The organism is Embleya sp. L77, assembly GCF_055557415.1.
The window spans coordinates 6,182,506-6,201,046 of the sequence record NZ_CM145709.1 but is presented as its reverse complement, the minus strand read 5'-3'; the positions used below and the strand labels follow the sequence as shown (position 1 = coordinate 6,201,046).

At 69.9% G+C, this 18,541-nt stretch carries 13 protein-coding genes and 3 pseudogenes; 6 read left to right on the top strand and 10 right to left on the bottom strand.

Annotation, left to right across the window (positions count from 1 at the left end):
* Nucleotides 1-125 precede the first annotated feature (125 nt).
* From ACZOOI_RS26295 to ACZOOI_RS26285, 3 genes are read left to right on the top strand one after another with little or no spacing between them, the layout of a single operon-like run.
* Entirely contained in the window at nucleotides 126-1,094 is a 969-nt protein-coding gene (locus tag ACZOOI_RS26295) for a hypothetical protein (RefSeq protein WP_465278156.1), read from the top strand.
* Nucleotides 1,091-1,378 carry a hypothetical protein gene (locus tag ACZOOI_RS26290; RefSeq protein WP_465278155.1) on the top strand — a complete coding sequence of 96 codons (288 nt, stop codon included), beginning with the start codon at nucleotides 1,091-1,093 and terminating at the stop codon, nucleotides 1,376-1,378. Before ACZOOI_RS26295 ends, ACZOOI_RS26290 begins: the two co-directional genes overlap by 4 nt.
* Nucleotides 1,288-1,941, top strand: a complete 654-nt coding sequence (locus tag ACZOOI_RS26285) for a helix-turn-helix domain-containing protein (protein WP_465281292.1) — start codon at nucleotides 1,288-1,290, stop codon at nucleotides 1,939-1,941. Before ACZOOI_RS26290 ends, ACZOOI_RS26285 begins: the two co-directional genes overlap by 91 nt.
* A 139-nt stretch (nucleotides 1,942-2,080) precedes the next feature.
* On the opposite strand, the pseudogene ACZOOI_RS26280 reads toward ACZOOI_RS26285, so the two are convergent.
* A pseudogene (locus ACZOOI_RS26280) lies at nucleotides 2,081-2,458 on the bottom strand (ATP-binding protein); the annotation flags it as partial.
* 905 nt (nucleotides 2,459-3,363) lie between these two features.
* On the opposite strand from ACZOOI_RS26280, the pseudogene ACZOOI_RS26275 reads away from it, so the two are divergent.
* Nucleotides 3,364-3,719 (top strand): annotated as a pseudogene (locus ACZOOI_RS26275) (MerR family DNA-binding transcriptional regulator).
* Nucleotides 3,720-3,980: 261 nt separating this feature from the next.
* On the opposite strand, the pseudogene ACZOOI_RS26270 reads toward ACZOOI_RS26275, so the two are convergent.
* The 6 genes and pseudogenes from ACZOOI_RS26270 to ACZOOI_RS26245 form a co-directional block, all read right to left on the bottom strand.
* Nucleotides 3,981-4,436: pseudogene (locus ACZOOI_RS26270) on the bottom strand (DUF6879 family protein); the annotation flags it as partial.
* Entirely contained in the window at nucleotides 4,429-4,665 is a 237-nt protein-coding gene (locus tag ACZOOI_RS26265) for a hypothetical protein (RefSeq protein WP_465281291.1), read from the bottom strand. The gene ACZOOI_RS26265 and the pseudogene ACZOOI_RS26270, both read right to left, overlap by 8 nt.
* A gap of 1,124 nt (nucleotides 4,666-5,789) precedes the next feature.
* Nucleotides 5,790-6,356 carry an ABC-three component system protein gene (locus ACZOOI_RS26260; protein WP_465278154.1) on the bottom strand — a complete coding sequence of 189 codons (567 nt, stop codon included), beginning with the start codon at nucleotides 6,354-6,356 and terminating at the stop codon, nucleotides 5,790-5,792.
* A 766-nt stretch (nucleotides 6,357-7,122) separates the two neighbouring features.
* Entirely contained in the window at nucleotides 7,123-9,234 is a 2,112-nt protein-coding gene (locus ACZOOI_RS26255; protein ID WP_465278153.1) for a serine/threonine-protein kinase, read from the bottom strand.
* 375 nt (nucleotides 9,235-9,609) lie between these two features.
* Nucleotides 9,610-10,251: a nucleotidyl transferase AbiEii/AbiGii toxin family protein gene (locus ACZOOI_RS26250; RefSeq protein WP_465278152.1), complete on the bottom strand. Its 642-nt coding sequence runs from the start codon at nucleotides 10,249-10,251 to the stop codon at nucleotides 9,610-9,612.
* Between the two features lie 10 nt (nucleotides 10,252-10,261).
* A complete protein-coding gene (locus ACZOOI_RS26245) occupies nucleotides 10,262-10,585 on the bottom strand; it encodes a hypothetical protein (RefSeq protein WP_465278151.1) in 324 nt (107 codons plus the stop codon).
* Nucleotides 10,586-11,140: 555 nt separating this feature from the next.
* Here ACZOOI_RS26245 and ACZOOI_RS26240 point away from each other — a divergent pair.
* Entirely contained in the window at nucleotides 11,141-12,322 is a 1,182-nt protein-coding gene (locus tag ACZOOI_RS26240; protein ID WP_465278150.1) for a serine hydrolase domain-containing protein, read from the top strand.
* 353 nt (nucleotides 12,323-12,675) lie between these two features.
* Nucleotides 12,676-13,188: a hypothetical protein gene (locus ACZOOI_RS26235; protein ID WP_465278149.1), complete on the top strand. Its 513-nt coding sequence runs from the start codon at nucleotides 12,676-12,678 to the stop codon at nucleotides 13,186-13,188.
* Between the two features lie 291 nt (nucleotides 13,189-13,479).
* On the opposite strand, the gene ACZOOI_RS26230 is transcribed toward ACZOOI_RS26235, so the two are convergent.
* From ACZOOI_RS26230 to ACZOOI_RS26220, 3 genes are all read right to left on the bottom strand, one after another.
* Nucleotides 13,480-14,334, bottom strand: a complete 855-nt coding sequence (locus tag ACZOOI_RS26230) for a DUF4097 family beta strand repeat-containing protein (protein WP_465278148.1) — start codon at nucleotides 14,332-14,334, stop codon at nucleotides 13,480-13,482.
* Nucleotides 14,335-14,406: 72 nt separating this feature from the next.
* On the bottom strand, nucleotides 14,407-14,949 hold the full coding sequence (locus ACZOOI_RS26225; RefSeq protein WP_465278147.1) for a hypothetical protein: 543 nt from the start codon (nucleotides 14,947-14,949) through the stop codon (nucleotides 14,407-14,409).
* A gap of 101 nt (nucleotides 14,950-15,050) precedes the next feature.
* Nucleotides 15,051-18,527, bottom strand: a complete 3,477-nt coding sequence (locus ACZOOI_RS26220; protein WP_465278146.1) for a non-ribosomal peptide synthetase — start codon at nucleotides 18,525-18,527, stop codon at nucleotides 15,051-15,053.
* Nucleotides 18,528-18,541 lie beyond the last annotated feature (14 nt).

Below are 18,541 nucleotides of genomic sequence, written 5' to 3'. Positions count from 1 at the left end.
CGGAGCCCGGAGCCCGACGACCATCACCGCCGCGCCATGTTCGCGACTACCTCGGCGCCGACGTCACCGGGGACCTCACCGACCCACGGGCACTTCTCGCCGAACGCGGCGGGCAGGGCCACACGGTGGCGTCCGCCGTCGCCGCCGCCTCCTACATGGTGAACAGCGGCGGCGACGTCGACACGATCCACCGACTGCTGCTCGGCGCGCTGCGCGACACCCGCCGGCCGATCGCGGCCTGGGACGCGCCGCTCAGCGAGACCGTCTACGTCCTGCAGGCGAACTACTCCTTCGGATCTCGCGCCGAACTGATGGACGACTACTGGGCGGCCCTCGATCGGCTCGGCCTTGAACCCCCGCAGATCCTGCACCTGCTCGGCAACACCTACCTCGAACCCACCCGACAGGCAGGGCCCTTGCTCCCGCTGCTCGACGAGGCGATAGCCGGCATCGGCGGGCAGGCCGACCACGCCCACGCGGTGCAACTGGGCATCGCGGCCCTGTACGTGGACCGGATCGCCGGATGCCGCAGCGCGCTGTGGCGGGTGGTCGAGCACGGCCGCGGCGACGGCGCGGTCGCAGCGGCGATCAAGGCGTTCGCGCTCCTGGGTTTCGACGGCGTGCTGAGCGGCGACTGGGACGGCGTCCAACAGCTGACCGAAGAGGGACTCGCCCTCACGACTCGGCGTCACTACCGGCTGCTCGGCGGCTTCCTGCAGTACGCCCGGGCGATGGTCGCCGCCGCCCGCGGCGATCGCGAGACGGTCCGGCACCTCGCCGAGGACCTGGTGACCTGGGCCGCGCCGAACGGCGTCACCTTCGTGCTTCAGCTCGCCGCGCATGCGAAGGCTGTCGACGCACTGAGCAACGGGGAGTTCGAGACCGCCTACCGTCACGCGCTCAAGGTCTGCTCACCGGGCACGGTGCCCGCCCACAAACCCCCGGCGCTGTGGGTCCTGCTCGCCTCGTCGAGGCGGCCGTCCGAGCCGGACGCAAAGCAGAGGCGAGCGCGCACGTCGCCGACATCCACCGATCGGGCGTCGCCGACCTCTCGCCCCGACTCGCCATGGTCGCGGCCGGCGCGACGGGCATGACCGCCCCGGCCACATCGTTTCGCCAGCCGTTCGACACCGCGCTCGCCACTCCGGGAGCAAGCCGCTGGCCGTTCGCGCAGGCACGGATCCGCCTCGCCTACGCCGAACGCCTCCGCCGAGCACGATCCGCCTCCGAATCCCGGCACCAACTGACCAACGCCCTCGACACCTTCGAACGCCTCGGCGCCACCGCCTGGGCGGCACGCGCACGCGCCGAACTCCGCGCAAGCGGCATACCCACCACCCACCGGGCCCCCGGCCCGAGGGCCCCGCTGACCCGCTGACCCCGCAGGAACGCGAGATCGCCGCGCTCGCCGCCGCGGGTCTGACGAACAAGCAGATCGGCAAACGGCTCTACCTCTCCCCCCGCACCGTGAGCTCCCACCTGTACAACCTGTTCCCGAAGCTTGGCATCAGCTCTACGAGCAGCCCTACGGGACGCACTCGTAGAGCTGCCGCCCACGAGCACCTGAGCAGGCGTGAAGCCGGAGGCAGCCCCGGGACGCGGGCAGGCGTAGGGGAAGATCCTGGCCTTGTCGAACGGCAGCATGCGGGTGGTGCGTTCGCCGTCGACCTCGACGATCACGGGGACGTGGATGTCGGGGATGACATCGACCCAGGTGCGGTGCCGCCCGCCGATCCAGCCTATGGTGACGGGCTTGGTGGGCTCGGGGTTGGCGATCACCGAGGGCAGCGGCTTGAGACGGTCAGCCGCGGTGTGGGGAACCGGGCGCGGGCGCGTTGTCGCTGTTCGAGGATCAGCGCAGCGGTGGCCTCGGGGATCGGCAGGCGCCTACCGATTCGGTACTTGTCGGTGTTCCGGCCACGAACAGATGTCAGCGTTTGACGCGTCCTCGGATCGAGGACGGCGATGGCCGAAAGGACGGGTTCGAGGAAGCGGAAGCGGAATCCGTCTTCGGTAGGGCAGTCGTCGGTGGGATCAACCTGGGGAGGCCACCGGTTGCCCCGGCCGGCGTCTTGGCGCATCGGGAGAGAAGGGCGCTGACGGTCTTGCCGCCGGCCGCGTTTCGGGTGACCGCGGTGGTGCGGGCGAGGCGGTTGACCATGGGCCAACCGAAGCCGCCGTTCAGGTCGGGTGCCCGCATGCGCGGGGCCTGGGGGCTGTGGTCGTGCACGGCCACCTCGATGCCGTCCGGGTGCGCGGTCAGGTCCAGGATGGCGGTGCCGCCGCCGTGGCGCAGGGCGTTGGTGACCAGTTCCGAGACGACCAGGATCGCCGTGTCGGCGGCCTCGGCCCCGATCACCGGTTCGAGTCGTTCGAGGAAGATGCGGGTGCTTTCGCGTGCGCCGGCGACGGATGTCGCGCAGCGGGCGGGTTCGACGGTGACGCTCATGGTGTCCATCGGATCCCCCCGGGTTTCGGGACCGTCGACGCCCGGTCCCGGCTGTCCGGTGTGTGTGCCCCGGCTACGGCTCGCCAACCCCGGCGGTGACGGCCGCTCCGCCGCCCTCCATCGCCACCCGAGGTCGATTACCTCACTGTCGAGCACGCGAAAATCTGTGGTGGCTGGAGTAGACATTGGGTGGTGATGTGGTTATGGTTTCTCTCGTAGCCCAGAGAGACCGAAGGGCCTGGCAGAGACGAACTGCCGGCCGCAGTACACGCAGTTGCAATTCGCAGTACCCGTAGTCGCAGGTTTGTAGGACGGTGCGCTGGTGGAGTCCCGAAGCCAGGGTTGTCGCAGGACGGCAACGGGACTGACGGCCGCACCGGGCGGCCCGCAGTGATCAGGGGCCGCGATGAGCAGTACCGCAGTTCACGCAGTGGCAGTACCGGCAAGTGCAATTCGCAGTACCCGGCAGTGGAGTGGGTGAGCAGTACCTCGGTGAAGGCGTCGGCTGCGGGCGCGCGCACCGGGAGGTTCGGCGGTGGGGTTCCAAGCCAAAGCCAGATGCAGGGTCGGCAACGGGGCTGGCTGCCGAAGGGTGGCGCTGTCACAGGCCACCGAGCAGTACGCAACACCAGCAGTACGCAACAGAGCAATACCGGCAGTGCGCAGTAGATCATCACCGAGGAAAAGCGAAGGAGTGGAAGCGCCATCGGGATCGCCCGGGCGGAAGTCCGAGCCCGGGTACCGCAGAGGGCATCGATAGTGAGGTGGTCTCCGGTCGAGCAACCGCGATCCCCGCACCCCCGACGGCAGTTCGGTCGGGTCCGCGGAAACGACAGGCCGGCGCAGTATCAGGGCCGGCAGATGGTGTAGCAGTTCCTTCGGGGCCCTGGTGCCAACGGCACCAGGGCCCCTCCATGCGTTGCACAGAGAGGTGCGATGACAGCAGACAACCCCGGCGTCTCGACGACGACCACTACCCCGCCTACACCACGGGCCGCGCCGCCGAACTCCTCGGCACCACGCCGAGTTTCCTGCGCGCCATCGAACAAGCCCGCCTGATCACCCCGCTCCGCTCCGAGAGCGGCCATCGCCGCTACTCCCGCCACCAGCTGCGCATCGCCGCCCGCGCCCGGGAACTCGTCGACCACGAGTCCTCCGTCGAGCCGCCTGCCGCATCGTCACCCTCGAGAACCGACTCGAGCAGGCCCGGCGCGTCAACGCCGAACACCGCCGCACCGCCCGATCCCCGCACCCCACGGCCGCAGCCTGAGACCGCCGCGCAACCTCGCGGCTGCCGGCCGCACATGCCGCCCGGGACCCACAGCGTTCCGCGCGACTTCACCCTTCGGATCCCTTCCCCGGTCAGGCTCGCGGGGGCGGCGGTAGCAGCGCGACGACGCGGTCGCAATAGGAGGCGATGTCCTCCGCGACCGCCCACGCGTCCCGTACGTACGCCGTCCACGTCTGGATAATGGTCCGGATCGGTGAACCGGATCGCCCCGTCGGGCTCCCCGGAGTCGGTGTACAGGACGTGAAAGAGCACCTTGCCGTCCTGGATGATCAGTTCCGGAAGCAGTGCCTCGGTCTCGGCCGCGGTGACAGCCTCGGCGGACAGGATCCGCACCCGCTCCCCGTACTCGGCACCGATCCGAAGCGAATGCAGCTCCCACTGCACGTACGGGGTCAACGGCTCTTCCACGACGCGCAGACGGTGGAACACCGACCCGCGGGCCTCCTCGTCCGCCTGGATCTCGCGCAGGTGGCCACGACGGTCCTCGAGCAGTCGCAGCGCCGTCTCCCAGTCACCGAGTCGCAATGCGTCACGGGAGGCACTGCCCGTCTCCTCGAAGTGCCGCAACCGTTCGAGTTTCCACGAGGCCCCGTTGCGAATGGCCGCATCCCCGGCGCGAAAGTCCCGGCGGTACTCCTCTTTCCCCAGCCGCAGGCCACGCTCCGCGGGAAGCACGGGAGCACGAGCGTCAAGCATCGGGAATATCCGGCTTCGCCGCGCTGAGCATGTTGCCGGGAATCACGACGAGCCGTTCCCCGACTCCGAGCACCACACCTTCCGGCAGACGCGAACCGTAGGCATCGGTGAGATCCCGGCCGATGACGGCGACGTCGCCGTTGCCGAGCTGCCAGATGTCCGGACACTCCTCCCGGCCCTGGGAGTTCCCCAGCTCTTCCGCCGACTTCCCCAGGCGCTTGACGAACAGGGCGGACGGATCGGCTTTCCATCGTCACGGAACGTTGTGGCCACGATACCGCGCGCGCCTGAACGAAAGCAGTAGGCACGTTCGCGGTCTCTGAGCCTCTGCTCCACCGCGGAAGCCGAATTCGACGCCCACCAAGCGCATACACCAACCGGAACATCACCGTCCGGGTCGCACAGCCAGGGCAGCCCCCGGCGTGGCGGAGTTCCGGCCGCTGGGGCGGAGCAACGTCATGGGTGCCGGAGCAGTCTCCAGGGCGGCACAGGCAGGCAACCCGTAGAACCGGAAGCCATGAAGCCCGCCATCTTCGATCGAACGGTGCATCGAGATCACCGCGGCGAGACGCCGCGATGGCCCCTATGTTCCGCATGGCCACGACGATGCGATGCGCGGCGCTGCCAACCTGGACGGAAGCCACTGTCCTTCGGACCGTCTGCATACCGGGAGGCGATGGTGTCGCCGATCTTGGCGGCCGGAACTGCGGTGTGCTTCGAGCCTCCGCCGTCCAGCCGCGCCGAAACGCGCCGCGCGCAGAACGATGATCGCACTACCTCTGACGGGATCTTGCCGCCACAGTGCGCCGACACAGCCGGAGGCGATGGCGACAGGCAGAGCCTGGACGACGGCGACGTGCAGACGATGGGTGTCCGGCTCGCAGCGAGCATCCCCGTCGTTCGGCGTCGCCGACCCACACCCGGTCACAACGACCGTACGCACCTTGCCCCCAGCGTGGAGCAAGGTGCGAGATGCCGTCGTCGGTGCGGTCCTGCCAGTCGTGAGGTAGCCGGCGCGGGGTTTCGTATGCTTGTTACCGCAACCCCGGAGGGTCCAGAGCCAGCCGCCTTCCGGGGTGTTGTCGGCTACACCCCATCGGACTGCAACTCGGCGCGAACCGACGGGGGACGCCCAACCGACCATCACCATAAGGGGCCAAGGGTGCGATGACTCTTGCCTCGGGGACAGTTTTCAGCCCGTGAGCGAATTCAGGCACAGCTCTTGCCGCATTAGCCAAATTTGGATCACGAGTCGGCAAAGACCTCAAGAACCCGCAGGTCAGAAAGGGAAGTCCCCACGCGAGTGGGGTTGAGCCGACACTTCTCCTGGGAGGGACGGCGGCCGATGCGAAGTCACCACGCGAGTGGAGGGACCATGGTCCCGATACCGCGGCTGTCATCGCTGTGGGTCCGGGGAAGGATCTTCAGGCTGTTGCGGCCGGCATCGATGGCCAGGTACGTCTCCGGCCCTTCTCCGTACAGGCGTTGGGCATGGCGGGAGAACAGCAGAGTCGCCTCGGTGGTCTGCTGTGCGCGGTTGTTGAGGGCGGTAGCTACGGCCTGTTCGAGTTCGAGTCGTCTGGTGGTGATCCGGCGCAAGCCGGCCTGGGGTGTTGAGGCGGCTTCGTGGCGGTGCCGCAGGGCCTCGAGCGTGGCCTGTTCGCGAGTGAGTGCCTGCCGGAGGGCGGTGAGGGCGTCGAGTGCGCCGCCTTCGCTGAGAATACGCAGCAGCTCGGCTCGTTCCTCACCGAGACGTGCACGCTCGGTGCGGCGCGAGTCGAGCCGTTGGGTGAGCTCGGCGATTTCCTCGTCGAGGAAACGGTGTCGGTTGCGGACCATGGGTGGTGGAAGGTCTGGACGTCTTCGAAGCGGCGGCGGACGGACCTGCTCGTTGAGAATGAAGCCGAGTTCGTGGTGCACGGATGCGAGATGGTCGGTCTCGACATTCGCGGTCTCGATGACGTCGTCTGGGCGAGCTGCTTGATGGCACGGGCGGTCTTGTCAGCCTGGTTCTCGACGCGTTCGTACTGCGGGACGACCTGGAAGAGTCGGCAATCTGGGCCTCACCCGGCCGACCTGGGCCTGCGCCGAAGTGATCTGGCCGCGCAGGTCTGCCGTGGATCCGGTATCACGGCACCAGAAGCGGTCGTTGACGGCCTTGCTCAGTTGTCAGTTGATTGCGCGTCGCCTGACGGGCCGCGAGTCGGCGATATCCGGCGGCAAGTCGCCGGTCGAGGCCCAAGAGATGGGCGAGGTTGGCAGTGGCGTCCGCCTCGGCTTGGCGGACGAAGAGGACGGAGGCGCCGAGGTGCGGAGGTGCGGAGGTGCGGAGGTAATGAGGTACGGATGGGTTGGTTGAAGCCGTGTGCGGAGTCGCGTCGAATGAGAAAGGAGAGAGAGCATGGTGCGTCCGCTGACGCCGGGGTGCTCGCCGGGCAGTCCGAACAGTCGCGTTGAATGGGCCGGTTCCATCCCCGAGGGCGATTCCGCCCCGCGACCGTTCCGGGGGCCACGCGCCTCGGGTGTCGTGGTGGCCGTGCTCACCGGGACGGACGCGCGGGCGAGTTTCTCCAGCGTCTCGCGCTGTGCCCCGGCGGGGTCGGCATCGCCCGCTTTTTGCTCCCCCGGTCGGTCGGCCTTGGACGACCGACCGGGGCGCCCGCTTCATTGAGGTGGAATGAGGAGGCTACGACGGGCTCTTGCCGGTGGTGGTGTCCAAGGCGTATACGTTTTCGCCCGCGCTGACGTACACCAGGTCGCCGGCCACCGCCGGGGATCCGACCGGGGCGTCGGCGTGGAAGACCCAACGCATTGCGCCGGTCGCCGAGTCCAGGGCGTAGGCGTTGCGGCCGCCGCCCACGTACACCACCCCGTCGGCGATTGCGGGTGTGGCGACCATGCCTTTGGCGTCGAACGTCCACGTCTTGGTCCCGGTCGCCGCGTCGAGGGCGTACGCGTGCAAGTCGCGGCTGCCGACGTAGACCCGCCCGGCTGCCACCACCGCCCCCGACTGATCGACGCGCCCCCGCGTTGCGAAGGCCCATTTTCGCGCGCCTGTTGCCGCATCCAGGGCGTACACGCTGTCGACGCAACCGATGTACACCGTCCTATCGGCGGCCCTGGTCCAGGCGATCGCGTCGGGAAGGCGGACGTTCCACCTGCCGGCGCCGGTCGCCGCGTCCAACGCGTACACCTGTTGGCCGCCGACGCCCACGTACACCACACCGTCGGCGATCGCCGGCGCTCCGTTGGGCGATGCGTCGATGGTGGGGGCGGCCCAGTTCCGGGTGCCGGTGGCCGAGTCGATGGCGTACAGGACTCCGTGGCCGGCGATGTAGACCACGCCGTCGGCCACCGCCGTCGCCGACGAGCTGATATCGCGGTCGGCGGTGAAGCCCCATTTCCTTCCCCCCGCACCCGCTTCCAGGGCGTAGACGTCGTGGCGGCCGACGCGGACGTAGACCATCCCGTCGGCCGCCGCCGGCAACGCGCCTGCGGGATGGCCACCGAGGAATGTCCATCTCCTGTTCCCGGTGGCCGCGTCCAACGCGTACAGGTTCTGGTCGCGGCTGCCGATGAACACCGTCCCGCCGACCACCGCCGGGGACGCGGACAACGGGCTGTCGGTGTCGTGTCGCCATCGGATCCGCGGGTCGGGGGCGGGGGTGTCGTGGTCGGGCAGGGTGAGGGCGGCCGCGGTCCCGGTGCCGATCGCAGCGGCGGCGCCGACACCGAGCCACAACGCGGTGCGGCGGGTGAGGCGCCGAGGCGGTACCGCAGTGCCCGGCCCCGGCTCCGGCTCCGGCCCCGGCTCCGACGCGGTCTCCGGCGCGCGGGCTGTGGCGGTGGGCTCCTGGTGCGGGGTGGGGACGCGGGGGACGGTGGTCCCTGCCGGCGGGGCCTCGGCGGGCCCCGACGCCGTGCAGACGACCATCTCCGTCTCCGCGTCCGGCGCAAGGGCATCGGCTCCGGAAGTCGATGCGGTGGCGATGGGGAGTTCGCGGAGCCGGCGATGGACCTCGGCAGCGGACGCGGGCCGACGGTCGGGGTCCTTGGCGAGCAGGGCCAGGACCAGATCGTCCAGCGCGGCGGGAACTCTCGGGCGCATGTCGCCCGGCGGTCGGGGGGTCGCGTGCAGGTGGGCGGCCATCATCGCGACCATGTCGTCTGCTCGGAAGGGGGTCTGTCCGGTGAGGAGTTCGTGCAGGACACATCCCAGGGAGTACAGGTCCGAGCGGGCGTCCCCGGGCAGTTCGCCGAACCGCTCCGGCGGCATGTAGGCCAACGTGCCGACGACCTTGCTCGACCTGTTCGTCGAGGCCATGTACCGGGCGATGCCGAAGTCGAGGATCTTGATCCGTCCGTCCGGGCCGAGCATCAGGTTCGCCGGCTTCAGATCCCGGTGCACGATCCCGGCCGTGTGCGCGACTTCGAGCGCGGCGGTGGTCTGCGCCGCCCAGTCCACCGCCGTGGCGACATCGGGCGGACCGTCCTCGCGCAGCACGCTGTCCAGATCCCGACCGGTCAGGAACTCCATCACCAGGTACAGGGTGCCGTCGTCGGGATCCCGACCCAGGTCGAACACGGTCACCACACCCGCGTGGTTGAGCCCGCCGGCGGTCTTGGCCTCCCGGAAGAACAACTCCGCGCCGGAAGCGTCGCGTCGGTCGTGCGGCAGCAGTTTGACCGCCACCCGTCTCTCGATCACCCGGTCCCGGCCCTCCCACACCTCCCCCATACCGCCCCGGCCGACGAACGCGACCAACTCGTAGCGGCCACCCAGAACCCGCACAGCCACAGACAACTCCCCCGGACGGCGATCGAGTCAGGCCCGCCCTCGCGGAACCACACCGAAGATCCCACATTCGCCACCCACCGACCCATCCGCCCACGCCACCGGCCACCGGCCACCGGCCACCGGCCACGAGAAGGATCGTGGATCGCGACCCGCCTCGTACCGGCCCGCCCCGACGACGGCCGCCCCGCCACCGCCATCGCGGGCACCTCCTACGTACGCGCCCGACCCCCCGACCCCTCACGACCCGGCCCGACGAACCATCAAGTCCACCCGGGCAGTTGCCGCAGCCGCTTCTCGCATCGATCTCGCGCTGGGGTGGAAGTGAGGTGATCGAACGGAGATGTCCGTCCTACTCGCGCGCCGACACCCATCAGGTCACGCGTCAGTGATGCGGGCGGCCCACTTCTTCAGTCGCCCGCGCATGTGGGAGATCTGTTTCTCGTTCACCCTGTACACCGCGTATTCGCCGTCCGGCCAGCGGTCCACGGCTTGGAGGGCCAGGGCGAAGTAGCCGCGGTCGAAGCCGGGGTCGTGTTCTTCGGCGAGTTCGAGCAGGCGATTCGGGGTGTAGCGGCCGGAGTTGAGGGCCGCGTCGACGTCCAGGTAGTCGCGTGGGGCGGCTCGGCCGAACAGTGTGGTGACCTTGTTGGCGACCGCGTCGTCGGGGTGCAGGACGGGGCCGATGTCGAGTCGTACCGGCGGGTGGGATCGCCAGTCGCAGCCCATTTCCACCTTGGCCTCGCGTCCCGTCTCGTCGATCACCGCGAAGCGGGCGAAGACTTCCCCGAGGGGTTCGACGTCGACCGTGAAGCCGTCGGCCCGGTAGGCCGCGGCCACGCGGTCGACTGCTTCGGCGAACGCCGTGGGGTCGGTGATGTCGGTGAACAGGTCTACGTCGTCCGAGATGCGTTCGAGGAAGCCGTGGGCCTGGAGCGCGTAGCCGCCCGCCAGGGCGAAGCCGTAGGAGGCTGCGGCGGCGAGGCCGACGCGGGCGAGCCTGGCGTGCAGCGGATCCATGGCCGGAATGCTATGCGGCGACGGGCGCCAGGTCCGGGAACCTCGACTCCCACATCACCCGCAGGCGACGCGGCAACCACAGCCGCGGCCACACCCGCGCCAGCAGGTCCCCGTTCACGTGACGACCGAGTTCCTCGGCATGCGTCGCCTCACGCAGCACCGTCTCGTACAGCAGACGCACGTCGGCGTCGTCCGCCAGATCGTACGACTGCTTCGGGGTCCAATCCAAGGATGTAGGCAACACGACGACACCCTCGGCCGGGCCGGCCAACTGCGCGAAGGTGTCCGGCACCGTATACGGCCGGACATCCGCGTACCGCACACGAGGGTCCATCCCTCCAGTATGCCAACGGGCGCCCGATGACCCTGCGGATCTCCCGGGGTGTCCGGATGCGCACTGCAACGGGCTGTGGACCCATGTTGGTGCCGTTCGGGCAGGCCGCGGAGGGGTGTCGGGGAGTTGTCCCGGCGGCGAGACACGGGCATGGCGCGCCGACGCACTGTGCACGGCCTACCGGGTACGGCGCACGCACGCCACACCGCAAACCGCACACCGCACGCTGCGGACACGTCGCACGGCGCATGCCGCGCGCCTCACTCCTCGGCTCTTGCTCGACCTGCGCCGTGGCAACTGCCCGACGAGTACTCGCCGTCCCATCGCCTTGCGGGCGTTCTCGAAAGGGGCGCGGTCGGTGGGTGGGTGCGCGAGGGGGTGGTGCGCGACGGGGTGGGCTCGCTGGGAGATGGGCGTGCTCGTCGGCGGCTTCGTCGTGGTCTTGGTCTTGCCGCGCAAACGCCCCGTACGCGACACGGGTGACCTACGCTGCCGCCGACGGAGCGCACGAGTGCGGCGATGCGGCCGCGTACCGACGACTCTCAGGAGCGGGGAATGACGATACGGAAGAGATCGAGAGCCGGGGTTGTCGTTTTGGCGGCGGTCGCGATGGCGGCCACCGCGTTGGCGGGGCCGGCCCAGGCGTCGGGCGACGCGGCTGCCGGGGCGGGCGGTCACCGGGCGACGCAGCTCGCGATGGATGCGGCCGTGCAGGGTGGTGTTCCCGGCATCACCGCCCAGGCGCGCGATGCCGATGGGGTCTGGAAGTCGACGTCGGGCGTGGGCGATCTGCGGACGGGTGCGCCGCGTGGCACGAACGACCGGTTCCGGGTCGGCAGCATCACCAATACGTTCGTGGCCACCGTCCTTCTTCAAATGGAGGCGGAGGGAAGGCTCGGTCTCGACGACACCGTGGAGCGCCGGCTGCCCGGCGTGGTCGCGGGCAACGGCAACGACGGCCGCGCGATCACCGTGCGGCAGCTTCTCAACCACACCAGCGGGCTGTTCGACTACGTCGCCGACAAGGAGTACGGCGAGACGTACTTCTCGGGAGACGGCTACCTCCGGCACCGGTACGACACCCTGACGCCCGGGAAACGGCTGAAGGTGGCCCTCTCGCACGAGCCGCTGTTCAAGCCCGGCGCCAGGCACGCGTTCTCCTACACCAACGACCTCCTGGCCGCGTTGATCGTCGAGAAGACCGGCGGCAGGCGGTACGAGGACGAGGTGCGCGACCGCATCATCAAGCCGCTGGGGCTCAAGGCGACGTCCTTCCCCGGCAACGGCATCCGCCTGCCTCGGCCGAGCAGCCGCGGCTACGCCAAGCTCTTCGCGTCGCAGCCGGACCGGATCGACGACGTCACCGCGGCGAACGGGTCCCAGGGCTGGGGCAACAGCGACATCATCTCCAGCGCGGATGACCTGAATCGGTTCTACGGGGCCCTGATGCGCGGGAGACTGCTGCCGCCGCAGCAGCTGGCGGCGATGAAGGCGACCGTCGACAACCCCGATTTCCCGGGCTCGTCCTACGGGCTCGGCATCGAGCGGTTCACCACGAGTTGCGGCGCCACCGTGTGGTACCACGACGGAGGCATGGTGGGGTGGCTCTCCCTGGTCGTCACCACCGACGACGGCCGCCACCAACTCGCGTTCAACTTCAACAGCAGCTGGGGGGCGGAGAACCTGCTTCCCATCCTGAATGCCGAGTATTGCGCCACGCCTTCGCCTCGACGCTGAGGCAGCCGCGAAAACGCCCGCCCCGCCCCTACCGCGTCACCAAAGCGCCGGCCCGCACCCCCTGGTGCGGGCCGTGGCGGTCCGGAGGTGGTCCGGCTGCCCGCAAGCGTCAGCTCGGACTTCGAGGTCGGCGAATCCGGAGGGGGTTCCGCACTCTTGGCGTCATTCTGGCACCATGGCGTTCCGGTGGCGGCAGGAAAGCCGAATTCACCGGCCACCCGGCGGCCCGCTGAAATGCGAATAGGCGGCATCGGCTCGGTAAAACGCCGGACGTTACCCGGACAAAGGGGTCTCGGGTAATCGCCGGGTCGGGCAGGCGCCACGCGGCGCAATCAGTGTGCCATGATTATTCCATGGAACTACGGGAGTACGTCGAGGCGCTGCGCGACGAGCTGGTGACGGCCTCTGCAGCAGGAGATACCGAGACCCGCGCGATTGCCGAGCGACTCCTCGCCCCGCTGGAGTCGGCCGTCCGGCTCACGTTGCTCAAGGCCCTGTCGGCCGCGGCGGAAGAGATCACCCGGGACCTGGCACCGGGCTCGGTGGACCTGCGCCTGCGGGGGATGGAACCCAGTTTTGTGGTGACTCCGCCGCCGACCGACGCCGGTGCGCCCGAGGACGCCGCGGACGAGACCGGTGACGCGGCGAGCGAATGGTTCGCCGGAGCGCCCGGCAGCACCAGGAGCGGCGCCACGGCCCGGATCAATTTTCGGCCTCCGGAGGAGATGAAGGAGGAGATCGAGAAGGCGGCGTCCAGGCAGGGCATCTCGGTCAACACGTGGATGGTCCGAGCCTCCGCCGCGGCACTGGCCAGTGGCCGACGAGCCCATCGCGGCAAGCAGCAGTTCAACGGCTGGGTGCAATAGGCGCAGGCGCATCGGGCGCATCGGGTGTGGCGGGCGTGGTGGGTGTAGCGGGCGCGGTGGGTGTACTACGGGCACCAGCCGTCGCGAAATCTCGCCCCCGCCCCGCCCTCACCCCCGCTCGACCGCGGCCCGTGTCGGGATCGGTCGAGGAGGTACCGACGGGATGCGAATGCGGTCCGCATCCCGTCGAACCCTCGGCAACACCCCACCAACCCTCCGGGCCATCACCGACGGCCCCCGCGACACGCGACGGCCCGACCCGGCAACACCCGCCGCCCCGACCGCTGTTCGTCAAGCGCGGTGAATCGTGATGTCTCCGTAGGAGGACTGCGCCCGCACCTCGACCGAGTCCTCGACGGATTCCCCGAACGACTTCGCGAGAGGCTCCAGCGCGTTGTTCACGCGCCCGAATCCGGTGGTCAGGTCCAGTTTCGCCGGGTGGTTCGCGCCGATGCCGACTTCCAGGTCGCCGCATGCGGTCCTGAGTGCGACCACGCCGCGGGTCACTTCGCCGATGCGGATGCTGCCGTTGGAGGTTTTGGCGTCGGTGTCGAGGCCCAGGGCGTGATCGACGGTGATGTCGCCGTTGGCGGCGCGGACATGGACGTCGCCGGCCACCTTGCCGATTTCGGTGTTGCCGTTGGAGTTCTTGACCTTGGCCGAACCGTCGATCTCTCCGATCCGGATCCGCCCGATGGAGGTGCGGATTTCGGCGTCGCCGTCGACCCGGCCCACGGTGATGTGGCCCGCCGTGTGCAGGCGCAGCGAACCGACGTGGTCGAGTTTGACGTTCGCGGTCGATGTCTTGAACGTGCAGTCCCCCAGATGGCCGGAGCAGTGCAGTTCTCCCATTGCCGCTTCGCCCCGCACGTGCGAGCCGGTGGGCAGCGCGATCGACACGTCCACCGAACGACGGACCTTCCGGGAGAAGTCCATCATCAAGGGCCTCGGGGCCTTGACCACCAGGACGCCGTCGGCGTATTCGACGCTCGTCTGCTCGGCGGCCTTCACGTCCGACGCGTCGGTCTCATCGCTCGGCCGTACCTCGACGACGGTGTCGGACCGGTCTCCGGCCGTGATCTGCACCTCGCCGACATAGATGTCGAGCGTGACGGAGATCGGTTCGGGAGTCTCGAAAACAGGCATGGCCGGCCCTTCTCATTGTTTCCGACGGGCGTCCCCCCACGGTGGGACGAGCAAAATGGCAATCTGGTCGGTTCAGCGTACCCAGGCGGTGTAGCGCTGCCGGTCTCGCCTGCCGCGCCGATCGGCGGTGTCCGGGGCACGCTCGGGCCGCACCGCAGCGGCGAGCACCTGCTCCAACCACGCGTCCACCGAACGCCCTTCGTGGCCGGCGGCTTGCTCGATGGACGCCTTCAGGTGCCTGGAAACGCGCACGTCCAGACATGCTGCGGCGCCTTCCTCGGCGTCCGGCGTACCGCTGCCCGGTGCGCCCTCCGGCGCCCCCTCGGGCGGCGGTGGCGTCACGACGAAGAGCGGCTCGCCCTCACGCAGGCGAAATTCGACGGAGCCGGCAGCGAGGTCGCGGTTGATCTCGTCCGCAGCGGCTGCCAGCGCGTCGCACAACGTGCGCCGGATCACCGACTCCAGTCGCACTGTCGGCATCGGCGTCGGCATCGGCGTCCGCGTCGCAGCGTCATCCACACGGTCGGTCCGAGCGAGCGCGGCGAATTCGCGCCCGAGCCTATCCACGAACGGGCTCACATCCATGACGCCATCATGGCGCATCAAGGGCGCCACTTCAAGTCAGCGTGACCCGAGTGGCGCCATCACCGTCCGTCCGGCCCGGCGCGCACGGGCAACCGAGCAGGTCACCGGGGCCGCCGGGGCTGCCACGCCACTCAGACGACTTCCCCGTCCCTCGTCCTCCGGCGCAGCGCCGGCCGGCTCGACCTGCTGAGGTCTCCCCACATGTCCGACAGGCCGGTGATGGTGCGCGCCGCGAACAACTTGCGGATGGACACCTCGAAGTTCAGCTCCGCCCGGATCAGGCCGACCAGCCTGATCGCCCGCAGCGAGTTCCCGCCGAGGTCGAAGAAGTCCTCGTCGATGCCCACCACCCGGTCCAGTTCCAGTACGTCGGCGAACGCCTCGGCCAGCACCCGCTCGGTGCGGTTGCGCGGTGCCCGGTACGACCCGTCGTCGAACTCGGGTTCCGGCAGCGATGCCCGGTCCACCCTCCCGCCCGGCGTCACCGGCAGGCGCTCCAGCACCACAAACACCGACGGCACCAGGAACTCCGGCAGCCGACCCGCGGCGAATCGACGCAGTTCCTCTCCCGAGAGGTCGGCGCCGCCGCCCACCGGGACCACGTAGGCCACCAGCCGCTGCTGGCCGGAGGCGTCCCTCCTGACGGCCACCACCGACTGCGCGAGACCGGGATGCTCGGACAGCACCTCTTCGGCCTCGGCCGGCTCGACCCGGACACCGTGTACCTCCGCCTGGGCGTCGGCCCGGCCCACGTACTCGACCCGGCCGTCGGCACCCCACCGCGCCCGGTCCCCGGTCCGGTACATGAGCCAGCCGGCCGGACCGTACGGGCAGGGTACGAACCGCTCCGCGGTCCGCCCGGGTCGCCCGGGGTAGCCACGCGCCACGCCCGGTCCGGCCACGTACAGCTCTCCCGTCACGCCGATGGGGACCGGCGCCAGCCCCGGCCCCAGCACGTACAGGGCGGTGTCGTCCATCGGGCGGCCGATCGCGGCCGGGTGCTGCACCTGCTCGTCCGCGGCCAGGCGCCGGCATGCGGCGAGCACGGTCGTCTCCGTCGGACCGTGCCCGTTGACGATCGTCAGCTCGGGGCAGGCCTCCCGCACCCGTCGCACCGCAGCCGCGGGCACGCGCTCACCACCGGTCCACACCTCGCGCAACCCGGCCAGGCACTCGGGGCGTTCGGCCGCGATCGTGGCGAACCGGCCCGCGGGCAGCCATACCGCTGAGATCAGGTTCGCCGCCGGCACCTCGGCGAGCGCGTCGATGGCCGGATTCCCCGGCGGAGCCACCACCACTCGGCCGCCGTTGAGCAACGGCACCCACACTTCGAGGGGCAGCGCATCGCAGGTGTGCGGCGAATGCCACAGCACGGTGCCGTGGCCACCTTCCCGCCACCGGCGATCCATCACGAACCGCTGCATGTTCCGGTGCGTGACGGCGACCCCGGTGGCCGCACCGGCGGATCCGGAACCGTACATCACGGCCACCAGGTTGTCCGGATACGGCGGCGCCGAATCCTCGCGGGCACCGTTGCCGTAGTCACCGTCACCGTCACCGTCGCCATCGCCATCGGCATCGCCATCGGCGGTCTCCGCCCGGAGGTCGTCGAAGACGACCGCCAAGACATCCGCACCGGCGGAGACCACCTCGGCCGTCGCCGCCGCGTCGGTGAGCAGTACGCGCACCGAGGAATCGTTCAGCACCGACCCGATCCGTTCCGCCGGGACCGTGGGGTCGATCGGCAGGTACGCTCCGCCCGCCTTCACCACCCCCAGCAGGGCGACGATCAGGTCCGCCGATCGAGGCATCGCCACCGCCACGACCGCCTCGGGGCCGACGTGCCGACGTCGCAACGCCTCGGCCAGGCGGCTCGACCGCTCGTCCAGGTCCCGGTACGAGAGCGCCGTGTCCCCGGAGACCACCGCGACGGCGTCCGGCACCCGCTCCACCTGGCGGGCGAACAACTGCGGAAGCGTCGGTTCCGCAACCGCCACCCCCGAACCCACCGCCGAAAACGCTCTCTCCGAACCTGCCCCCTCCGAACCCACCGCCTCCGAACCCACCGCCTCCGAACCCACCGCCACCGAACTCGTCGGCACCAGACCCGTCGCCACCGGCCCCTCCGCCGCCGCACCCGCAGAACCCGCCGGCCCCGTCGCCCCCGCCCCCGTCACCGTCGCAGCAGCACCCCCACCACCCGGCGCCCTCAGCACCCGCTCCCGCTCCGCGCCGCTCACCACGTCCAGTGCCCCGACCGGCAGTTCCGGATCACCGGCCAGCAGGGCCCGGATGTGGGCGATCAACTCCTCGCCGATAAAACGCAGTTCCGCGCCGGAGTACAGGCCCGCCGGGGCGTCGAGGCGCACGTACAGCTCGCTGTCGGGGCGGCCGTCGGTGTAGACGCCGATCGACAGTTCGTCGAAGGCCCCGGTCGTTCCGCCGAGGTGGCACGCCGAGCTGTCGGCGAAGTGGAGTTGCTCCGCGAACTCGACGACGTTGATCACAGCGCCGAAACTGCCGCGACCGCTCAGGACGGTTCCGCTCGCGCGCTGGATCTCCGAGTAGTGGCAGGTGGTCTGTCCGAAGATCTCGTACGTCTCGTCCACCACCGCGTCGGCGATCTCGGCGAAGGTCGCCGCGAGCGGAATCCTCATCCGCACCGGCACCACGTTCACCGCCAGTCCGGGCGTCCTGCTCGCCGTCCCGCCGCGATTGGCCACGGCCAGCGAGAGCAGGAACTCCGGGCGGTCGCAGCGGTGCCGGAAGAAAACCGCGGCGGCCGCGGTCAGCATCGACGACATCCACACGCCCATGGACTTCGCGGTCTCGGTCCACGCGTCCGCCTCGGCGCGCGGAACGGTCAGCGTTCGGCTCACCATGCCGATGGCGTCGGCCAGTTGCCCCCAGCGGTCGGCGCTGCCCATCGGTTCGGAGAGCGCGGACCGCATCTCGTCGGTCATGGCCACGCGCGGCACCTGTGCGGGCGCGGGCGCATCCGCCAGGTACTCGCGCCAGAACTCGGTGTCCTCGGTGAACTTGGGGGAGTCGCGGTAGTGCGCGGCTTCGGTTGCGAACGACTCGGCGTCCCACGGGTGCGGCGGCTTCGGTACCTCCGCCCCACGCGCCAGCGCCGTGTACACCTCGGCGAGGCGGCGCGAGAACAGGCCGCCCGCGCCGTACCCGTCCGAGACGAGGTGGTGGTAGGCGATCACCACGAGCGAGCGGGTCGCCGCGAGTTTGACCACCCCCATCCGGAACAGCAGATCCCGCTCCAGGTCGAACGGCTGCTTCACGATGTCGGCCAGCGCCTCGCGCGCCGCCTGCTCGGGGTCCGCCTCGGCGGTGAGATCCAGGAAGAACGGCCGCCAGTCCCCCAGTTCGCGGGGTACCAGGCGCAGTCCGCTGCCGTTGTCGACGAAGGTGACGCGCAGCACCTCCGCCTCGTCCAGCACGTGCCGGAATGCGGATTCCATGACCGCCGCGTCCAGTTCACCGTCCACATCCCACATGGACAGCGCATGGTTCAGGATGTCGGGGGACATTTTCTGCGCCAGCCACAATCCTTTATGCGCCGACGACGCACCGAACGAACGCACAGGGATCATCCCCTCAGCAATCA